Below are 17959 nucleotides of genomic sequence, written 5' to 3'. Positions count from 1 at the left end.
GATGCGAGGAGAGAATCAACATGCTCGACATAGTCCAGATTATGGAAATCCTGCCCCACCGTTACCCGTTCCTCCTGATCGACAAGGTGCTCGAACTCGAGCCGGGCAAGCGCGTGGTCGCCATCAAGAACGTCACCATGAACGAGCCCTTCTTCCAGGGGCACTTCCCGGGCTTCCCGGTCATGCCGGGGGTCCTCATCATCGAGGCCATGGCGCAGTCCGCGGCCATCCTGGCCTACACCGCCATGGGCGACGACGCCAAGGAGAAGGTCAGCTACTTCATGGCCATCGACAACGCGCGCTTCAGGAAACCGGTCAAGCCGGGCGACACCCTGAGGATCGAGGTGGAGACCCTGTTCAGCAAGCGCGGCATCTGGAGCTGCGCCGCCAAGGCGTACGTCGGCGACACCCTGATGACCGAGGCGGAACTGAAGGCAACGCTGGGCGACAAGTAGCACACGGAGAACGTTATGATCCACAGCACCGCAATAGTCCACCCGGGCGCCAAGATCGCCGAGGGTGTCGAAATCGGCCCGTACGCCGTCATCGGCGAAAACGTGAGTATCGGCAAGGGGACCAAGATCGGTCCGCACGCGGTCATCGACGGCTGGACCGAGATCGGCGAGGCCAACACCATCTTCCACATGGCGTCGGTGGGCGCTGTGCCGCAGGACCTCAAGTATCACGGCGAGAAGACCTGGCTCAGGATCGGCAACGGCAATACTATCCGCGAGTTTGCCAGCCTGCACCTGGGTACGGTCACCGGCGACGGCGAGACCACTGTCGGCGACAACAACCTGTTCATGGCCTATTCGCACGTGGCGCATGACTGCCACATCGGCAACAACGTGATCATGGCCAACTCCGCGACGCTTGCCGGCCACGTCACCATCGAGGACTACGCCATTCTGGGCGGGCTCTGCGCGGTGCTCCAGTTCATGCGCGTCGGTGCCCACGTTATGGTGGGTGGGATGACCTCGGTCCCGATGGACGTTCCGCCGTACACCATCATCACCGGCGACCGTTCCGAAAGCCGGCTGCGTGGCCTGAACCTGATCGGACTGAAGCGTCGCGGCTTTTCCGACGAGACCATCTCGAGCCTCAAGAAGGCTTACAAGCTCCTCTCCATGTCGGGGCTGAAGCTCTCGGAAGCGGTCGAGAAGATGAAGTCCGACGTGCCCAAGTCCCCCGAGGTGGACCACTTCATCGAGTTCATCGAGAGCTCCAAGCGCGGGGTCGCACGGTAAAAGGCAGGTTAAGGTTAAGGTTGAGGTTAAGGAAGACGCTTTTCTCAACCTTAACCTCAACCTCTGCCTGTCTTTAAGAGGTTCTTTTGCACGACAAGAAACAATCAGTGATGATCGTCGCCGGGGAGGCTTCCGGCGAGATGTACGGCGCGCAGATCGCTAACGCTATCCGCGCGCTGTCCCCCGAGACCCGCTTCTTCGGCATGGGGGGCAACTGCATGCGCGAGGCCGGGGTCGATACCCTGGTCGACGCCAACGTGATGGCCGTGATGGGACTGGTCGAGGTGGTGGCGCATCTGCCCACCATCGTGCGCGGCTTCACCACCCTGAAGAAAAAGCTCCACACCGATCCCCCCGACCTGTTGATCCTGATCGACTACCCCGACTTCAACCTGCGGCTCGCCAAGGTGGCCAAGAAGGCCGGCATCAAGGTTCTCTACTTCATCTCGCCGCAGGTCTGGGCCTGGAGAAGCCACCGCGTGCACGGCATCGGCCGGGTGGTGGACATGATGGCGGTGCTCTTCCCGTTCGAGGTCCCCTTCTACAAGAAGGCGAGCGTGCCGGTCACCTTCGTGGGGCATCCCCTGCTGGACCTGGTCAAGCCGACCATGAAGCGGGACGAGGCCCTCGCCTCGCTGGGGCTCGACCCGCAGCGGCGCTGCATCGGCCTCTTTCCGGGGAGCCGCCGCTCTGAACTCCAGAAACTCCTGCCCGTGATCCTGGAGTCGGCGCGGATCCTCAAGGAGCGCATGCCGGACCTGCAGTTCGTGCTGCCGCGGGCGACGTCGCTCAAGGACGAGGACCTGGCCCCGTACCTGGCCGGCACCCGGCTCGAGGTGAAGGTGGTGGCCGGGAGAAACCACGACGTGATGAGCGGCTGCGACGCGGTCATCGCCGCCTCGGGAACGGTGGTCATGGAGCTCGCCCTGGTGGGAGTCCCCCACGTGATCATCTACAAGATGTCCACCCTTACCTACGAGGTGGGCAAGCGGGTGATCAACGTGCCACACATCGGCATCAGCAATATCGTTGCGGAAAAGCGCATGGTGCAGGAACTGCTGCAGCACGAGGCGGAGCCGGTGCCGATCGCCGACGAGATCGACGCCCTGCTGAACCGGCCGGGGTATGCGGCGCAGATGCGTGAGGATTTCGCGGCCATGAGAGTAAAGCTTGGTAACGGCGGGGCCCTGGGCCGTGTGGCCCGACTCGCCTTGGAGATGATGAAATGAGCAGTGCAGCACCCGTGCAGAACAAAAATGTATTCAAAAGGCTCTTGGCCTACAGCCGCCCCTACTGGTGGCGCATCGTTCTGGCCGCAGTGGGATCGGTCGGCGTCGGCGGCATGGACGGCGCCATGGCCTACCTGGTGGAGCCGGTCCTCAGGAGGATCTTCTCCGGCAAGGACACCGCCATCTTCTACCTGCTCCCGATCGGCATCGTCTTGCTCTACGCCCTGCGCGGCGTCTGCCGCTATACCAACGACTTCTTCATCAGGAGCGCCGGTCAGCTCGCGGTGCAGGATGTGCGCAACGACCTGTACGAGAAGAACATGAGGCTCGGCATCGGCTATTTCCATCGCCACGAAACCGGCACCCTCATGTCGCGCGTCCTCTCCGACGTGAGCCTGATGCAGGAAGGGGTGGGGCAGGTCATAACCGGCCTGTTCCGCGACGGCCTCTCCGCCATCGCGCTTTTGGGGGTCATCTTCTACCGCGACTGGCAGCTGGCACTGATCTCCTTTGTGGTCATCCCGCTCACCGTGGTCCCGGCCCGCAGCATCGGTAACCGCATTAAGCGCGTGGCGCGCCAGGGGCAGGAGAAGATGGGGGATCTCGCCAGCATCCTCCAGGAGACCTACTCCGGCATCAAGGTGGTCAAGGCCTTCGGCCTGGAGGGGCGCGAGATCGAGCGCTTCAAGTCCCGCAACCGCGACTTCTACTACTTCACCCGCAAGAACATCAAGTACGAAGGGCTTTCCACCCCGATCATGGAGTTCATTACCTCCTTCGGCATCGCCGCCGTGATCTGGGTCGGCGGCAGCAACGTCATGCACGGCACTAAGAGCGCCTCGGAGTTCTTCTCTTTCATCACGGCCATGGTCCTGGTGTTCAACCCGGTCAAGAGGCTCCTTGCCGCCTTCAACAGCGTGCAGCGCTCCATGGGTGCCGCCGAGCGGGTCTTCGAGGTCATGGACGAGAAACCGGAGATCGTGGACGCCCCCGCTGCCCGCGACCTGGGCAAGGCGCGCGGCGAGGTGGAGTTCCGCAACGTCAGCTTCAAGTACGAGGACGACTACGTGCTGCAGGGGGTGAACCTGACCGCGAAGCGGGGCGAGGTGATCGCCCTCGTTGGTCCCTCCGGCGGCGGCAAGACCACCCTGGTCTCGCTGATCACCCGCTTTTACGACCCGACCGGCGGCCAGGTGCTCATGGACGGCGTGGACATTCGCGAGCGCACCGTGAAGAGCCTTCTGGAGCAGATCGCGCTGGTGGACCAGGAAACCATCCTGTTCAACGACACCATCGCCAACAACATCCGCTACGGCAGGATGATGGCGACCGATGCCGAGGTCGAGGCCGCGGCGCGGGCCGCCTTCGCCCACGACTTCATCCAGGAACTGCCCGAGGGGTACCTGACCAACATCGGTGACCGCGGCGTGCGCCTTTCCGGCGGCCAGCGCCAGAGGCTCTGCATCGCCCGCGCCATCCTCAAGGACGCGCCCATCCTGATCCTGGACGAGGCGACCAGTGCGCTCGACACCGAGAGCGAGCAGATGGTGCAGCAGGCCCTCAACAACCTGATGGAAAACCGCACCACCTTCGTCATCGCCCACCGTCTCTCCACCATCGCCCACGCCGACCGCATCGTCGTCCTGGAGAAGGGGACCGTGGCCGAGACGGGGACCCACGACGACCTGCTCAAGGCGGAAGGGATCTACAGCCGGCTGCACGGCATGCAGTTCCGGTCGTAGGAGAGGTGGCCGCATGTTGTTGAAGCTGCGCTGGCGTCTCGAAACGATATTTTTCTTGGTGATTTCTTCCACCGTCGCGCTCCTGCCTGGCGCTATCGCGCTGTCGCTGGGACGGCTCTTGGGGAGGATCGCCTTCGCGCTGATCGGGGGAAGGCGCCGCATCGCCATAGCCAACCTCGAGTTGTGCCTTCCCTACCTCGAGCGCCAGCCGGGATGGCAGGGGGGGAGCGCGCAGGACCTCGCCCGTGGCGTCTTCGAAAATCTCGGCTGCTGCATCGTCGAGGTCTGCAGGATCTACGGCGGCCGCGGCCGTCAGCTGATCGACTCGGTCGAATTCCGCGGTATCGAGAACTTCGACAGGGCCTTCGCCAAGGGGAAGGGGGTCGCGTTCATCACGGCTCACAGCGGCAACTGGGAGCTTTTGGCCCTCGCTTTCGGGGTGCGCCGCCACGAGATCTCGGTGGTGGCGAGACGGCAGGACAACCCGCACCTGAACCAGATGATCGAGCGCATCCGCAAGCGTTACGGCAACGGCGTCATCTACCGGGAAGGTGCGCTCAGGGCCATGTTCTCCGCGTTCAGGAAAAAGGAGGTCGTCGGGGTCCTGATCGACCAGGCGGGTGGTGAGGACACCGGCGTGCTGATCGACTTCCTGGGACGCCCGGCCTGGACCATCCTGATGCCCGCGGTGATCGCGCGCAAGAGCGGGACTCCGCTGCTCCCCGCCTTCATCCATCGCGAAGGGGACCGGAACATCATCACCATCCATCCCGAGTTCGAGGTATGCGCCGACCCCGACCCGGACGTGGCCGCGGTGGAAGACACCAAGGGGCTGACGCGCTACATCGAGCAGTACGTGGTCCAGCACCCGACCCAGTGGTACTGGATTCACAACCGGTGGAAGAACGTCCCGCCGGACGCCGCCAGCCGCTAGGCACGCTCCCCGCCCGCTTTCGGGGGAGCCATGTTCAAGGACTTTTTCTGCGATGATCGGTGTTATTTACAACCTGCTTTTGTGGCTCGCATTGCCATTGTTGCTACCCTACCATGCCTACCGCTCCCTGAGCCGCGGGCGCAGGACCGCTTTCCTGGAGCGCTTCGGCCGCATTCCGGCGCAGGAGCTGGACCTTGTCGGCAACGGGGGGACCATCCTGGTCCATGCCGTCTCGGTCGGCGAGACCAACGCGGCACTGCCGCTCCTGAAAGGGATCCGCAAGCGCTTCCCCGGCAAGAAGATCGTCATCTCCAACGTGACCGAGACCGGCCGCAGCGTGGCCCAGAAGAGCAACGCCGCCGACCTCTGCATCTACTTTCCCTTCGACTACCCCTTTGCCGTCCGCTCCATCCTCAAGAGCATCGACCCGGAACTCGTGGTGATCATGGAGACCGAGATCTGGCCCAACTTCATCGGGGTGGCGCGCGACATGGGTATCCCGGTGCTTCTTGCCAACGGGCGCATTTCGGATCGCTCCTTCGGCCGCTACCTGCGCCTGTCCTGGTTCTTCCGCCCGGTGCTGCAGCGCCTTGCCGCGCTGTGCATGCAGACCCCGGTGGACGCCGAGCGCATTTGCGCCATCGGTGCCCCCTCCAGCGCCGTGCATGTCGGCGGCAACCTCAAATACGACATCCCGGTCCTCAAGGCGGACCAGCAGCAGGTGGCAGCGATCAAGGAGAAGTACGGCATTCCCGCGGACTGCTTCGTCTTCGCGGCGGCGAGCACCCACGAGGGGGAGGAGGCGCAGGTCCTGGCCGCCTACCGCGAGCTGGTGCGGCAAACACCGCAGAGCTTCCTGATCCTGGCGCCACGCCACCCCGAGCGCGCCGCGGGTGTCGGCGAGCTGGTGAAAAAGGAGGGCTTCCCCTTCCGGTTCCGCTCCGCCCTGAAGGACTCTGAGCGCCTTGTCGCGGGGGGGATCCTGCTGCTGGACACGGTGGGGGAACTGGCCGGGCTCTACCGCGCCTGTGACCTCGTCTTCGTGGGGGGGAGCCTCGTTCCCACCGGAGGGCACAACCCGCTGGAGCCGGCCGCGTGCATGGTCCCGGTCCTGTTCGGACCGCACATGGAGAACTTCCGCGAGATCGAGGGGCTCTTCCTCAAACACGGCGGGCCCGAGGTTCAGGTCGCCGATGCCCAGGGGCTCACGACCGCATTGCTCCGCCTCGCCGCCGACCCTTCCGGCCGGGAAGAGGCCGGGCGCCGGGCCGCGGGCATCCTCCTGGAGAGCGCCGGAGCCACGGAGCGTCACCTCGACGTCATGGCCGGTTTACTGGGGGAGGGGAGGCAACGTGGCTGATCTTGAACGGTACTACCAGGACCTGCTGGCAGGCAAGTGCGCCCGCCTCCGCGACAAGGCACTGCTGGGGCTGTTGCGCCTCGCCTCCCGCCCCTACGCGCTGGTCATGAGGCAGCGGGCACTCTGTTACCGCCTGGGCATTTTCCGCTCGCACCAGTTGCCCCGGCCCGTCATCTCAGTGGGCAACATAGCTGTCGGCGGCACCGGCAAGACCCCGACCGTCGCCTGGATCGCGTCCTACCTGATGGCGCAGGGCAAGAAGGTCTGCGTCCTGAGCCGGGGCTACGGTGGGAGTGAGGAAGGGCGGGTCCGCATCGTGAGCGACGGCGCCAGCCTCCTGCTTACCCCGGAGCAGGCGGGGGACGAGCCGTGCCAGCTGGCGGGGATGCTGCCGGGGCTCATGGTGGTCATCGGCTCGGATCGGTACCGGGCCGGCCTGCACGCCCTGGAGCGGCTGAACCCGGACATCTTCATCATGGACGACGGGTACCAGCACCTGAAACTCAGGCGCGATCTCAACATCCTGCTCCTCGATGCTGTGAACCCGTTCGTGGATCTGAACCAAGGGTCCGGTGCCGCGCACGACGCTGGCTCAACATCCGGAACCTACGGGTCCGGCCTGACCCTGCCGGGGGGGCTGCTGCGCGAACCCCGCTGCGCTGCAGGGCGCGCCGACCTCGTAATCTGCACCCGCACGCCGCAGGGGAACGGACGGGTGGCGCCGGTGCCCGGAAAGCCTATCTGCTGGACAAAACACAAGCTTTCTGGCATAGTGCCGCTGCTCGGCGGGGCTCCTGCCGGCTTCGCAACGGCACAGAATGTTCGCGTCATGGCCTTTTCCGGCATAGCCGATCCCGAGGCGTTCTTTGCCGGTCTGGAGGCCGTCGGCGTCAGGCCGGTGACCACGCTCTCATTCCCGGACCACACCCGTTACGATGAGCCCGAGGTCGCGGCGATCCTGCGGCTCAAGACCGCCTCGCGCTCGACGGTGCTCCTGACGACGCAGAAGGACGCGGTGAAGCTGCTGCCCCATGCGGAACAGCTTCCCGGTTGCCACGCGGTTGTGCTGGAACTCGAGTTTGACGACGCCCGGCCGCTGGAGGAAGCCCTGGCCCGGCTGCTGTGACCCCCGCGGGCTACCCGCACGGCAAGAGGTAGTGTGACCCTTGGCGCCCATGGAAGGCGTTGCGAGTGAAACTTAGATGAGAGTACTGATCATAAAAGCCTCCGCGTTGGGAGACATCATTCACGCCCTCCCCGTCCTTGACTACCTGCACCAGGCAAAGCCCGGCATCGAGGTTGACTGGGTGGTCGAGGAGCCCTTCCGGCAGATCCTCGAGGGGAACCCCCTGATCAGCAAGCTGCACCTGGTGCGGACCAAGGTCTGGCGCAAGCGCCCCTTCGCCGCCCAGACCAGGCGCGAGATTGCCGAGCTGAAGGAGGCTCTGGGGGAGCGCCGTTACGACCTGGTCTTCGACATCCAGGGGAACCTGAAGAGCGGGCTGATCTGTGCCATCTCCGGGTGCCCGGACCGGATCGGCTTCGACCGCGCTGAACTGCAGGAGTCGGTGAATGCGCTGTTTACCCGCCGGCAGATCCCTTTGCGCCGTGAGGACTACCACATCACGGACAAGTACCTGCGCTTGGTGAGCGTCCCGTTCGCCAAGGACTTCCGCGCCATGCAGCTCACCACCAGTATCCAGACCACGCCCGAGGAGGATGCCAACGCCGAGGCGCTGCTGGCCACGCTTTCCGACGGTCTGGTCTTTTTGTTCCAGTATGGCACCACCTGGCAGACCAAGTTCTGGAGCGTCCAGCGCTGGATCGAGCTGGGCAAGGAGGTGCTGGACCGCTACCACGACGCCTCCATCCTCTTCCCCTGGGGCAACGACTCCGAGCGCGAGGCGGCCTTCACCATTGCCGCCGGCATCGGGCGCGGAGCCCGGGTGCTGGAGCGCATGACCCTTAAGGAGCTGACCGCCGTCCTCAAGAAGGTGGACCTCGTCGTGGGCGGGGATACCGGCCCGGTGCAGCTCGCGGCGGCGGTCGGGACGCCGACGGTCTCCTTTTACCGGGCCTCCGACGGCAAGCGCAGCGGCCCGCGCGGCGAGCACCACGTCGTGGTGCAGTCGCCGATGCACTGCACCCGCTGCTTCAGGACCAACTGCGACAAGGACGCCCAGTGCCGCGACAGCATCAAGCCGGAGATGATCCTCGCCGGGATAGAGCGCCTGATCCCCCGATAACAACAGTGAGAAGACATGAAAGTTACCGCAATAGTGCCGACCTACAACCGGCCCAAGGCTCTCGTGCTTTGCCTGCAGAGCCTTGCCCTGCAGTCAAGGCTCCCGGACGAGGTCGTCATCGCAGATGACGGTAGTGGCGCGGAGACCCGTGACACCATCGAAGCCTTTCGCACTGCACCGAACTGCCCCTTCGAGATACGTCACGTGTGGCAGGAAGACGACGGCTTCCGCAAGCCGCGCATCCTCAACGAATCGGTGCGCCAGGCCACCGGCGACTACCTGGCCTTCATCGATGGCGACTGTCTCGCCCATCGTGACTGGCTGCACCATCACGTACGCCTTGCCGAGCCGAACGCGATGCTGGGAGGGAAGCGGGTCGACCTGGGGCCGCGCCTGACCGAGGCATTCACCAGTCAAGGACGGCTGGTCAACACAGCCGGTCTCGGCCTCTTGCTGGATTCCCTGCGCAAAGGGGGCTCGCGCAAGGTCGAGGAGGGACTGGTCGTCTCGTCGCCTTTGCTGCGTTCCCTCGCCAAGATGGACCGGATCACCGACGACGGTATCTGGGGGTGCAACTTCAGCGTCCACAAGGAGCTCTTCTACCGGATCAACGGCTGTGACGAGGACTTCAAAGACGGCTCCATCGAGGACAACGACCTCGGCATTCGCGTGCTGAACAGCGGCGGCAAGCTGAAGTCGGTCCGCTTCCTCGCCAATGTCTTCCACCTCTGGCACAACTCCTCCTGGAGCTTCACCAGTGACAAGTACCTTGAGAACCGGCGCATCATGCAGCAACGGATCGAGCTCAAGGAACCGCGCTGCCGCAACGGCATCACCAAAGAGTAGGAGCGGCACGTGAAGATACTGTTGGTCAACAACGACAAGGGGTGGAGCGGAGGGCAGGAACACCTCTCCGACCTGTCCCGCGAGCTCACCCGCCTAGGCGTGGAGGTGCATTTTGTGGTCCGGGAAGGGGGGAAGTCGGAATCCCGCTTCCGTGCCATGGGGCACACGGTCCATGCCATGCCCCGGCACGGTGTTGCCGACGTCCTGGCTCCCTTTCAGCTCGCCTCGGTGATGAGGCGTGAGCGTTTCGACGTCGTCTCGGTGAACCGTGAACACGACCTGCTGCTCACCGCGCTCGCCTGGCACCTGGCTTTCCCCTTCAAGAAGAAAGGGCGCTTCATGATGAGCTACCACACCGCCACCAAGAGGCGGCAGCTCATGCTCAATACCGCGGACGCCGTTCTGTGCATCTCTGAGCACGTGAAGGTGGAACTTTTGAAGCAAAACCAGGAGTGCGCTGCCAAGCTCGAGGTGGTCCACTACGGCATCGCGCTCGGTGACGCACCCGGTGCCGCCAAGTTCGACCGCGACCGGCCCCGCCGTTTCTTCACCGGGGTGGGCTTCCCTCTCATCGGCATGGTGGGCGAGTTCTGGAAGAACCAGGAAGAGCTGGTGCGCATGATCCCGGCCCTGCGGGAGGCCTTTCCAGGCATCAAGGTCGCCTTCGTTGGCGACGATTCCGACCGCACCCTGGTCGACCCGCTGCAATCGCTCGCGCGCCAGCTCGGGGTGGATGACGCGCTTATCTTCACCGGCCGCATCCCCCGGGATCGCATCCCGGACGTCTTTTACGACTTTGACCTTTCGGTGACCACCCATCGCAACGAGGGATTCGGCATCGTGCACCTGGAAAGCCTCGCCGCAGGCACCCCCGTCGTGACCTATGACGAGGGGGGGATGGTGGACATCTTCCGGGGCGAGGACGCCGGCGTTGTTGTCACTGGCGCGGAGCGGGAGTTCGCCGCGGCAGTCATCGCCCTCTTGCACGACGACCAGCGGCGCTTCGCCATGGGGAGCGAGGGGTACCGCCTGGTTCAGCGCAAGTATTCCCTTCAGGCGATGGGGCAGCGTTACCTCGATTATTACCACAGGCTCCTGGCCGGCAGGAGTTGACGCGCAACGTCCGTACCCGCCTTTTTGCCGCGGGACGGGCATCGGTACCGGAAACACCCCGGCAGGAACGAGGAGAGCTATGTCTGCAAACCGCAGCGGTAAGAGGATCCTGGTATTGCGTTACCGGTTCATCGGGGACACCATCCTCACCGTGCCGTTTCTGCGCAACCTGCGCTACGCGGAACCGGATGCCCACATCGCCTGGGTGGTCGCGCCGGGTTCCACCGACGTGGTCCGTGACATTCCCTACGTGGACGAGTTCATCGACTGGGACCCGGTGACCAGCTTCGCGGACTGCCGCGGCAAGCACCGCACCTGGGCCGACAAGTACGGCTTCATCCAGGAGCTGCGCGCCCAGCACTTCGACAAGGTGTACGTGCTGAAACGCTCCTTTTCCAGCGCCGTCATCGCCTGGCTCACCGGGGCGCGGGCACGCATCGGGTTCAACACCGAGGCCCGGGGCTTCCTGCTCACCCGGCGCGTCCCTTACCGGAACGACCAGCACGAGGTGCAGAATTTCCTGGACGTCTTGCGCGCGGACGGGGTGCCGGTCCTGGACGACTACCTGGAGGCGTGGCTCAGCGATGAGGAGCAGGCCTTCGCGGAGCAGTTTTTCGCCGCCAACGGCATTGCCGCCGGCGAGCCCGTGATAGGCATCCACCCCTTCGCGGCCAACCAGAGCCGGGCCTGGCACCACGATAACTTTGCTGAGGCGGCCAATGAGCTGCAGCGACGCTACGGCGCCCGCATCATCGTCTTCGGCGGGCGCGGTGACGTCGAGTTGGGGCAGACCCTCAGGGAGCGCATCACACCGGAGCCGGTGCTCGCGGTCGGCACCACCTCGCTGCGCCAGACCATGGCCATCATCGCGCGCTGCAACGTGATGCTGTGCAACGACAGCGGCATCATGCACGTGACCGCGGCGCTGAACACCCCGCTGGTGGCGCTGTTCGGCCCCCAGTCGCCGGTCAAGTTCGGCCCATGGGGCAAGCGGTGCAAGGTTCTCTACAGCGCCTTCCCGTGCAGTCCCTGCAAGCAGAAGTTCTTCGAGGAGTGCTCCCCGTCGCCGCGCATGAAGCCCCAGTGCATGGAGTCCATTTCCGTCCAGCAGGTCCTGGACGCGGTAGAACAGTTTGAAGGAGTTTCCTCACTTGAGCGCAGAGCATAAGATATCTCCCTTTGTCATCACCAAGAACAACGAACAGAAGATAGGGGGGCTGCTCGCCTCGCTTTCCTGGGCCGACGAGGTCGTGGTGGTGGACGATTTCAGCTCCGACGCCACGCCCGAGATCTGCCGCAGTTTTGCCAACGTCAGGTTCTTCCAGAACAAGTTCGAGGGGTTCCAGGAGCAGAAGGTGCACGCCATGAACCTGACCCGCAACGACTGGGTGCTGAAGATGGACGCCGACGAGGAGGTCTCGCCGCTGATGCGCGAGAGCATCCAAGCCTTAAGCGACGAGGACTTCGCCACCTACTCCTGCTTCGAGTTCAAGCGCCTCACCTGCTTTTGGGGCAAGTGGATCCGGCACGGTTCCTTCTACCCGGATTACAACCCGCGCCTGTTCCACAAGGGGCAGGGGGCCTGGGGGGGGATCAACCCCCACGACAAGTTCATGACCAACGGGCGCACCAAAAAGGTGGACGGCGACATCCTGCACTTCCAGAACTGGGACCTGTTCACCTACGCCTACCGGACCATCCTCTACTCCAGCATCTCGGCCGAGGAGTACTTCAAGCGGGGACGGCGCGCCAAGTGGCACAACTACACCGTGCGCCCGCTCTGGACCACCTTCTACCGCTACGTAATCCGCCTGGGTTTCCTGGAGGGGGTGCGCGGTCTGGTGATTGCACTCATGGGGGGGCTGGGCACCTTCGTGAAGTACGCGAAGCTCCTCGAACTGGAGAAAAAGTACGCATCGGCGCAGCACATAGGTGAGATCAAGTGACGGGGGGGCACGGCTCCGCAGCGGCACCGGCACCCGCCAACATACTGATCATCAAGCCCGGCGCCATCGGCGACCTGCTGCACATGACGCCGGTGATCCGGGCGCTCAAGGGTATCTACCCGCACGCCTCCATAACCATCATGGTCAGCGCGCGCGTCACGGCGCAGTTGTTCGCGGATAACCCCCTGGTGGACGAGGTGGTCATCTTCGACAAGAAGGGGGAGCAGCGCACCTGGGGCGGGGTGTTTAAGCTGTGGAAGCGGCTGCGCCCCAAGCGCTTCGACCTGGTGCTCAACTACCAGCGCAGCAACCTGAAGGCGTGGGCCCTGGTGGCAGCCGCCATTCCGTGCCGGGTGCTCGTCTACCACAAGACCCGCACCAGGACCATCCACGCCATTTTGGATCACCTGCGCCCCCTGAAGGCACTGGGCATCGACCCGGAGACCGCGGATCGGACCCTCGATTTCTTCCCTTCGGAGGCGGACCACGCTTTCGCAGCCCGCTTCATAGCGGACAACGTCCTTGCCGGAAAGCGCATCGTCGCCTTCAACCCCGGCACGAGCAGCGCCAACAAGTGCTGGCCCATCGAGCGCTTCGCCGAGCTCGGGGACCGGCTGGTGGCGCAGCACGGCGCCGCGGTGGTAGTCGTGGGGAGCAGGGACGAGGCCCCGCTGGCCGATGCCATCCGCGCGGGGATGCAGCGGGAGATGTACGACCTGTGCGGCTGTTCGCTGGGCGAGCTGGCCGCCCTGCTCGGGCACTGCGAGCTCATGGTGACCGGGGACACCGGGCCGATGCACATCGCGGCCGCGGTAGGCACCCCCGTCCTCGCCCTGTACGGGCCGATCTCGCCGGTGCGCAGCGCTCCCTTGGGGGAGAAACACCGGATCGTGATGCACGACGAATTGGAGTGCTGCCCCTGCAACAGCTTCAAATGCAAGATCCAGAGCTTCCGGCTCTGCATGGAGATGATAACCGTGGACGAGGTGGCCCGGACCGCGGCGGAAATGCTCTCAGACAACACGAGGTGAATCGAAGATGCATGCAAAGGAACTGAAACTGGCGGGGCTCGCCGAGACGTTTGACCGGCTGATCTCCTTCTGGCACACCGACCCCGCTGATCATGCGGCCGAGACTGGTGGGCTCAACCCCACCGCCCTGGAGCTTGGCTGGCAGAACTATTCGCTGTGGCACGAAGAGGACAAGGCGCGCAGAACGGACGTCGAGGACAGCGCCATCGCCCAGGTGAAGCGCAACATCGACCGCTTCAACCAGCGGCGCAACGACCTCATCGAGAAGCTGGACGAGGAGATCCTGGCCTGGCTCACCCCGCAGGTTGATTTCACCCGGGAACTGCCGATCAACTCGGAGACCCCCGGTTCCATCGTGGACAGGATCTTCATCATGTCGCTCAAGGTGTACCACATGAACGAGGACACCGAGCGCACCGACATCGACGACGAGCACCGCAGGCGCTCGCTGCACCGGCTCGCGGTCCTCAGGGAGCAGCGCTGCGACCTCGAGCGGGCCTTCAACCTTCTCCTTGACGACTACCTCGCCGGTGTTAGAAAGATGAAGGTGTATCGCCAGTACAAGATGTACAACGACCCCACCCTCAATCCCGAGCTGTACCGGCAGAAGGGGTAGGACACGTGCCGCGAGACGGCGCTCCGGCACACGCCTGAAAAACCCAAATTCCAACGGAGGTAGGCATGGCTAAGATACTGGTTACCGGCGCAGCTGGCTTCATCGGATACCACCTCTCGGAAAAGCTTTTGGCAAAGGGGCACGAGGTGGTGGGCCTGGACAACGTCAACGATTACTACGACGTGGGGCTCAAGGAGGCGAGGCTGGCCAGGCTGGAAGGAAAGCCCGGATTCAGGTTCGTGCGCATGAGTCTCGAGGACCGTGATGGCTGCGCGGCGCTGTTCGCCGCGGAACGCTTCGACAGCGTGGTCAACCTGGCCGCCCAGGCGGGGGTCAGGTACTCCATCCAGAACCCCTACGCCTACATCGACAGCAACATAAGCGGTTTCATCAACATCCTGGAAGGGTGCAGGCACAACAAGGTCGGCCACCTGGTGTACGCCTCGTCCAGCTCGGTTTACGGCGCCAACACCTCGATGCCCTTCTCGGTGCACCACAACGTGGACCACCCGGTGTCGCTCTACGCGGCGACCAAGAAGGCCAACGAGCTCATGGCGCACACCTACTCGAGCCTGTACGGCCTTCCCACCACGGGACTGCGCTTTTTCACTGTCTATGGCCCTTGGGGGCGTCCGGATATGGCGCTGTTCCTGTTCACCAGGGCCATCCTGGAAGGGCGCCCCATCGACGTGTTCAACCACGGCAAGATGCAGCGCGACTTCACCTACGTCGACGACATCGTCGAGGGGGTGACCAGGGTGGTGGACCGGGTGCCGGCCGGCGACCCGGCGTGGCAGGGGAGCCACCCCGACCCCGGCACCAGCTACGCACCCTACCGCATCTACAACATCGGCAACAACAACCCCGTCGAGCTGCTGCGTTTCATCGAGGTGCTGGAGCAGGCGCTGGGCAGGGAGGCCAAGAAGAACTTCCTCCCTATCCAGGCCGGCGACGTGCCCGCCACCTACGCCGACGTGGACGACCTGATCCGGGACGTCGACTTCCGTCCCGCCACCTCGATCGAGGAGGGGATCGGGCGCTTTGTCTCCTGGTACCGTGAGTTTTATAGGATCTGAGGCGGCCCGCAGGGCCGCCGGCACCACATCCAGGCAGTGGAAAGGATCACCGTGAAGCACCGTCCTCTCGATTTTTCTGGCGTCAGCACGTACCCCATCGCCAACAGGAAGAACAAGATGAACGTCCGGGAGCACCTGGCCGGTCCGGTGCGCCCCGGCATGACCGTGGCCGAGCTCCTCGCGTCCCTCCCCGACCAGCTGGGCGCCCAGGCGCTGAACCGGATCATCGACGCCGTGGTCGCGGCCCGTGCCAAGGGGAAACCCGTGGTCATGGCCATGGGGGGGCACGTCATCAAGTGCGGCCTGCAGCCGGTCATCAAGTCCCTGATCGACGCCGATGTGGTCACCGCCGTGGCCTTGAACGGCTCGGGCTCCATCCATGACTTCGAGATCGCCCTGATCGGGGCCACCAGCGAGGACGTCGGCGCCGTTCTCCATGCCGGCAACTTCGGCATGGCGGAAGAAACCGGCGCCCAGATCAACGACGCGCTCAAGCGCGGCGTCGCCCAGGGGCTCGGGCATGGCGAAGCGCTGGGGCGCATGATCCTCGAGCGCGAGCTCCCCTACCGGGAGCGGAGCCTGATGGCCGCCTGCGTGGCGAAGGGGATCCCGGTAACGGTGCACGTTGCCATCGGTACCGATATCACCCATCAGCATCCCTCCGCCGATGGCGCTGTCCTGGGCGCTGCCAGCTTCACCGATTTCCGGATCTTCACCTCGGTCGTTTCAGGACTCGGCGACGGCGGGGTTTACCTGAACATCGGCAGCGCCGTGCTCCTGCCCGAGGTTTTCCTGAAGGCCCTTTCCATCGCCCAGAATCTCGGGCACCACGTCGATCGCTTCACCACCGCCAACTTCGACATGCAGCAGCACTACCGGCCGCTCACCAACGTCGTCAGGCGTCCCACCACGGGCGACAGCCAGGGTTTCACCGTCACCGGGCACCACGAGATCATGATCCCGCTCCTCGCCGCGGGCATCCTGGACCGGATCGCCTGAACCGCGGCGCACTTTTCCGACCTGCCTGGCCCAGCAGCGCGGCCGCAGGCGCAGCACCTTCTACATCGCAACAGCTTGGAGATATTGAATGGAAAGACGTGAAATAGAATCCCTTTTTGAACGCGCTACCTCGGTGCGGGCCCTCGTGGTCGGCGACCTCATGCTGGACGAGTACCTGCTCGGCAAGGCGGAGCGGATCTCGCCGGAGGCCCCGGTGCAGGTGGTCGAGGTCTCCCGGGAAGAGTTGCGCCTGGGAGGCGCGGGGAACGTGGTCAACAACCTGGTTGCGCTTGGCTGCCAGGTGGCGGTCTGCTCGGTGATCGGGACTGACGAGAACGGCGACGTGCTGCGCCGGACCCTGGACGAGAAGGGGGTCGTTCTCGCCGGGCTGATCCAGGACCCGCAGCGCAGGACCAGCAAGAAAACCAGGGTTCTCGCGGCGCACCAGCAGATCGTGCGCATCGACCGGGAAACCAAGGCGCCCATCGGTGGCGTCAGTGAACAGGCGCTGCTGGTCTACCTCGACGCGCACCTGGGCGAGTTCGACGTCATCGTGGTCTCCGATTACCTGAAGGGGGTGCTGACCCCGGCACTCCTCGCCGCGCTCTGCCGTAAGGGGCGGGAACTCGGTATTCCGGTTGTGGTCGATCCCAAGGGAGACGACTTCTCCAAGTACCGGGGCGCCACGGTGCTCACCCCCAACCGGAAGGAGGCCGAAGTCGCCTCGGGAGTAGCCATCACCGACCAGGAGTCGCTGGAGCAGGCGGCCGGCCGGATGCTCGCCACCCTGGAGCTCGACGCCTTGCTCATAACCCGCAGCGAGGCGGGTATGTCGCTCTTCCCGGTGCGTGGGGAGGCGGTGCACATCCCGACCGTGGCCCGCGAGGTCTTCGACGTGACCGGTGCCGGCGATACCGTCATCTCGGTCCTGTCGGTAGGACTTGCCTGCGGCCTGTCGCTGGCGGACGCGGCCTGGGTCGCCAACATCGCCGCCGGCATCGTAGTTGGCAAGCTGGGTACCTCCACCGTGTCGCCGCGGGAGGTGATCGAGGAGGTCGGCCACGCCCTGCGCGACAGCGATGCCAAGATCAAGAACCTGGACGTCCTAGAGCATCTCATCGCCCGCGAGCGCAACCGTGGCAGGAAGGTGGTTTTCACCAACGGCTGCTTCGACCTGTTGCACGTCGGACACGTGAAGTACCTGCAGAAGGCGCGGGAACTGGGCGACCTCCTGGTGGTCGGTCTGAACACCGACGCATCGGTGAAACGGCTCAAGGGAGAGGGCCGGCCGCTCATCGAGGAGAAGGAGCGGGCGCATATCCTGGCCGCCCTGGGGTGCGTCGACTACGTGGTGCTCTTCGATGAGGATACGCCGCTCAGGCTGATCGAGGCGCTCTGCCCGTCCATCCTGGTCAAGGGGGGGGACTACAACATCGACCAGGTCGTGGGGCGTGAAGTGGTCGAATCGATGGGGGGACGGGTCGAATTGATTGAGTTCGTCGATGGCCGTTCCACCAGCCGCATCATCGACAAGATCCTCTCCACCAAATAAAGTTTCAGCGCTCCGGGTTGCC

At 64.5% G+C, this 17959-nt stretch carries 17 protein-coding genes; all 17 read left to right on the top strand.

Annotated features, from left to right (window positions below):
- Positions 1-20 precede the first annotated feature (20 nt).
- The 17 genes from fabZ to hldE all read left to right on the top strand — a co-directional run bounded on the left by fabZ (position 21) and on the right by hldE (position 17937).
- On the top strand, positions 21-455 hold the full coding sequence (gene fabZ / locus K7R21_RS19665; RefSeq protein WP_217287308.1) for a 3-hydroxyacyl-ACP dehydratase FabZ: 435 nt from the start codon (positions 21-23) through the stop codon (positions 453-455).
- Between the two features lie 15 nt (positions 456-470).
- The gene (gene lpxA / locus K7R21_RS19660) at positions 471-1247 is read left to right on the top strand and encodes an acyl-ACP--UDP-N-acetylglucosamine O-acyltransferase (protein ID WP_224985000.1); all 777 of its coding nucleotides are present in this window, start codon (positions 471-473) and stop codon (positions 1245-1247) included.
- Between the two features lie 110 nt (positions 1248-1357).
- Complete coding sequence (gene lpxB, locus K7R21_RS19655; protein ID WP_224985033.1) at positions 1358-2476, top strand: lipid-A-disaccharide synthase; 1119 nt, start codon at positions 1358-1360, stop codon at positions 2474-2476.
- Entirely contained in the window at positions 2473-4218 is a 1746-nt protein-coding gene (gene msbA, locus K7R21_RS19650; protein WP_224984999.1) for a lipid A export permease/ATP-binding protein MsbA, read from the top strand. The genes lpxB and msbA overlap by 4 nt, the downstream gene beginning before the upstream one ends.
- A gap of 13 nt (positions 4219-4231) precedes the next feature.
- Positions 4232-5152, top strand: coding sequence for a lysophospholipid acyltransferase family protein (locus K7R21_RS19645; protein ID WP_224984998.1), 921 nt, complete (start codon positions 4232-4234; stop codon positions 5150-5152).
- A 52-nt stretch (positions 5153-5204) separates the two neighbouring features.
- Entirely contained in the window at positions 5205-6512 is a 1308-nt protein-coding gene (locus tag K7R21_RS19640; RefSeq protein ID WP_224984997.1) for a 3-deoxy-D-manno-octulosonic acid transferase, read from the top strand.
- Positions 6505-7638 (top strand): tetraacyldisaccharide 4'-kinase, encoded by a 1134-nt coding sequence (gene lpxK, locus K7R21_RS19635; protein ID WP_224984996.1) that lies wholly within the window; start codon positions 6505-6507, stop codon positions 7636-7638. The genes K7R21_RS19640 and lpxK overlap by 8 nt, the downstream gene beginning before the upstream one ends.
- Positions 7639-7714: 76 nt before the next feature.
- Positions 7715-8758 carry a lipopolysaccharide heptosyltransferase I gene (waaC, locus tag K7R21_RS19630; RefSeq protein ID WP_224984995.1) on the top strand — a complete coding sequence of 348 codons (1044 nt, stop codon included), beginning with the start codon at positions 7715-7717 and terminating at the stop codon, positions 8756-8758.
- Between the two features lie 15 nt (positions 8759-8773).
- Positions 8774-9604, top strand: coding sequence for a glycosyltransferase family 2 protein (locus K7R21_RS19625; RefSeq protein WP_224984994.1), 831 nt, complete (start codon positions 8774-8776; stop codon positions 9602-9604).
- 9 nt (positions 9605-9613) lie between these two features.
- Positions 9614-10717, top strand: coding sequence for a glycosyltransferase family 4 protein (locus tag K7R21_RS19620; protein WP_224984993.1), 1104 nt, complete (start codon positions 9614-9616; stop codon positions 10715-10717).
- 79 nt (positions 10718-10796) lie between these two features.
- Positions 10797-11885, top strand: a complete 1089-nt coding sequence (gene waaF, locus K7R21_RS19615) for a lipopolysaccharide heptosyltransferase II (protein ID WP_224984992.1) — start codon at positions 10797-10799, stop codon at positions 11883-11885.
- Positions 11869-12663, top strand: coding sequence for a glycosyltransferase family 2 protein (locus tag K7R21_RS19610; RefSeq protein ID WP_224984991.1), 795 nt, complete (start codon positions 11869-11871; stop codon positions 12661-12663). Before waaF ends, K7R21_RS19610 begins: the two co-directional genes overlap by 17 nt.
- Positions 12660-13694 (top strand): glycosyltransferase family 9 protein, encoded by a 1035-nt coding sequence (locus K7R21_RS19605; RefSeq protein ID WP_224984990.1) that lies wholly within the window; start codon positions 12660-12662, stop codon positions 13692-13694. The genes K7R21_RS19610 and K7R21_RS19605 overlap by 4 nt, the downstream gene beginning before the upstream one ends.
- Positions 13695-13701: 7 nt before the next feature.
- Positions 13702-14310: a DUF4254 domain-containing protein gene (locus K7R21_RS19600; protein WP_224984989.1), complete on the top strand. Its 609-nt coding sequence runs from the start codon at positions 13702-13704 to the stop codon at positions 14308-14310.
- Positions 14311-14375: 65 nt separating this feature from the next.
- Complete coding sequence (locus K7R21_RS19595) at positions 14376-15386, top strand: NAD-dependent epimerase (protein ID WP_224984988.1); 1011 nt, start codon at positions 14376-14378, stop codon at positions 15384-15386.
- A 51-nt stretch (positions 15387-15437) separates the two neighbouring features.
- Positions 15438-16385, top strand: a complete 948-nt coding sequence (locus K7R21_RS19590) for a hypothetical protein (RefSeq protein WP_224984987.1) — start codon at positions 15438-15440, stop codon at positions 16383-16385.
- A gap of 88 nt (positions 16386-16473) precedes the next feature.
- Entirely contained in the window at positions 16474-17937 is a 1464-nt protein-coding gene (gene hldE, locus K7R21_RS19585; RefSeq protein WP_224984986.1) for a bifunctional D-glycero-beta-D-manno-heptose-7-phosphate kinase/D-glycero-beta-D-manno-heptose 1-phosphate adenylyltransferase HldE, read from the top strand.
- Positions 17938-17959: the final 22 nt, after the last annotated feature.

The sequence above is a fragment of the Geomonas agri genome (assembly GCF_020179605.1).
Classification (GTDB): Bacteria; Desulfobacterota; Desulfuromonadia; order Geobacterales; family Geobacteraceae; genus Geomonas; species Geomonas agri.
The sequence above is the reverse complement of the archived record's forward strand: the minus strand, read 5'-3'. Positions and strand labels throughout refer to the sequence as shown.

Excerpts from the sequence above, each read along its gene's own strand:
- lpxB (WP_224985033.1), top strand. The coding sequence starts at position 1,358 with ATGATCGTCGCCGGGGAGGCTTCCGGCGAGATGTACGGCGCGCAGATC.
- waaC (WP_224984995.1), top strand. The coding sequence starts at position 7,715 with ATGAGAGTACTGATCATAAAAGCCTCCGCGTTGGGAGACATCATTCAC.
- msbA (WP_224984999.1), top strand. The coding sequence starts at position 2,473 with ATGAGCAGTGCAGCACCCGTGCAGAACAAAAATGTATTCAAAAGGCTC.
- K7R21_RS19595 (WP_224984988.1), top strand. The coding sequence starts at position 14,376 with ATGGCTAAGATACTGGTTACCGGCGCAGCTGGCTTCATCGGATACCAC.
- fabZ (WP_217287308.1), top strand. The coding sequence starts at position 21 with ATGCTCGACATAGTCCAGATTATGGAAATCCTGCCCCACCGTTACCCG.
- waaF (WP_224984992.1), top strand. The coding sequence starts at position 10,797 with ATGTCTGCAAACCGCAGCGGTAAGAGGATCCTGGTATTGCGTTACCGG.
- K7R21_RS19640 (WP_224984997.1), top strand. The coding sequence starts at position 5,205 with ATGATCGGTGTTATTTACAACCTGCTTTTGTGGCTCGCATTGCCATTG.
- K7R21_RS19625 (WP_224984994.1), top strand. The coding sequence starts at position 8,774 with ATGAAAGTTACCGCAATAGTGCCGACCTACAACCGGCCCAAGGCTCTC.
- K7R21_RS19600 (WP_224984989.1), top strand. The coding sequence starts at position 13,702 with ATGCATGCAAAGGAACTGAAACTGGCGGGGCTCGCCGAGACGTTTGAC.
- lpxA (WP_224985000.1), top strand. The coding sequence starts at position 471 with ATGATCCACAGCACCGCAATAGTCCACCCGGGCGCCAAGATCGCCGAG.
- K7R21_RS19645 (WP_224984998.1), top strand. The coding sequence starts at position 4,232 with ATGTTGTTGAAGCTGCGCTGGCGTCTCGAAACGATATTTTTCTTGGTG.
- hldE (WP_224984986.1), top strand. The coding sequence starts at position 16,474 with ATGGAAAGACGTGAAATAGAATCCCTTTTTGAACGCGCTACCTCGGTG.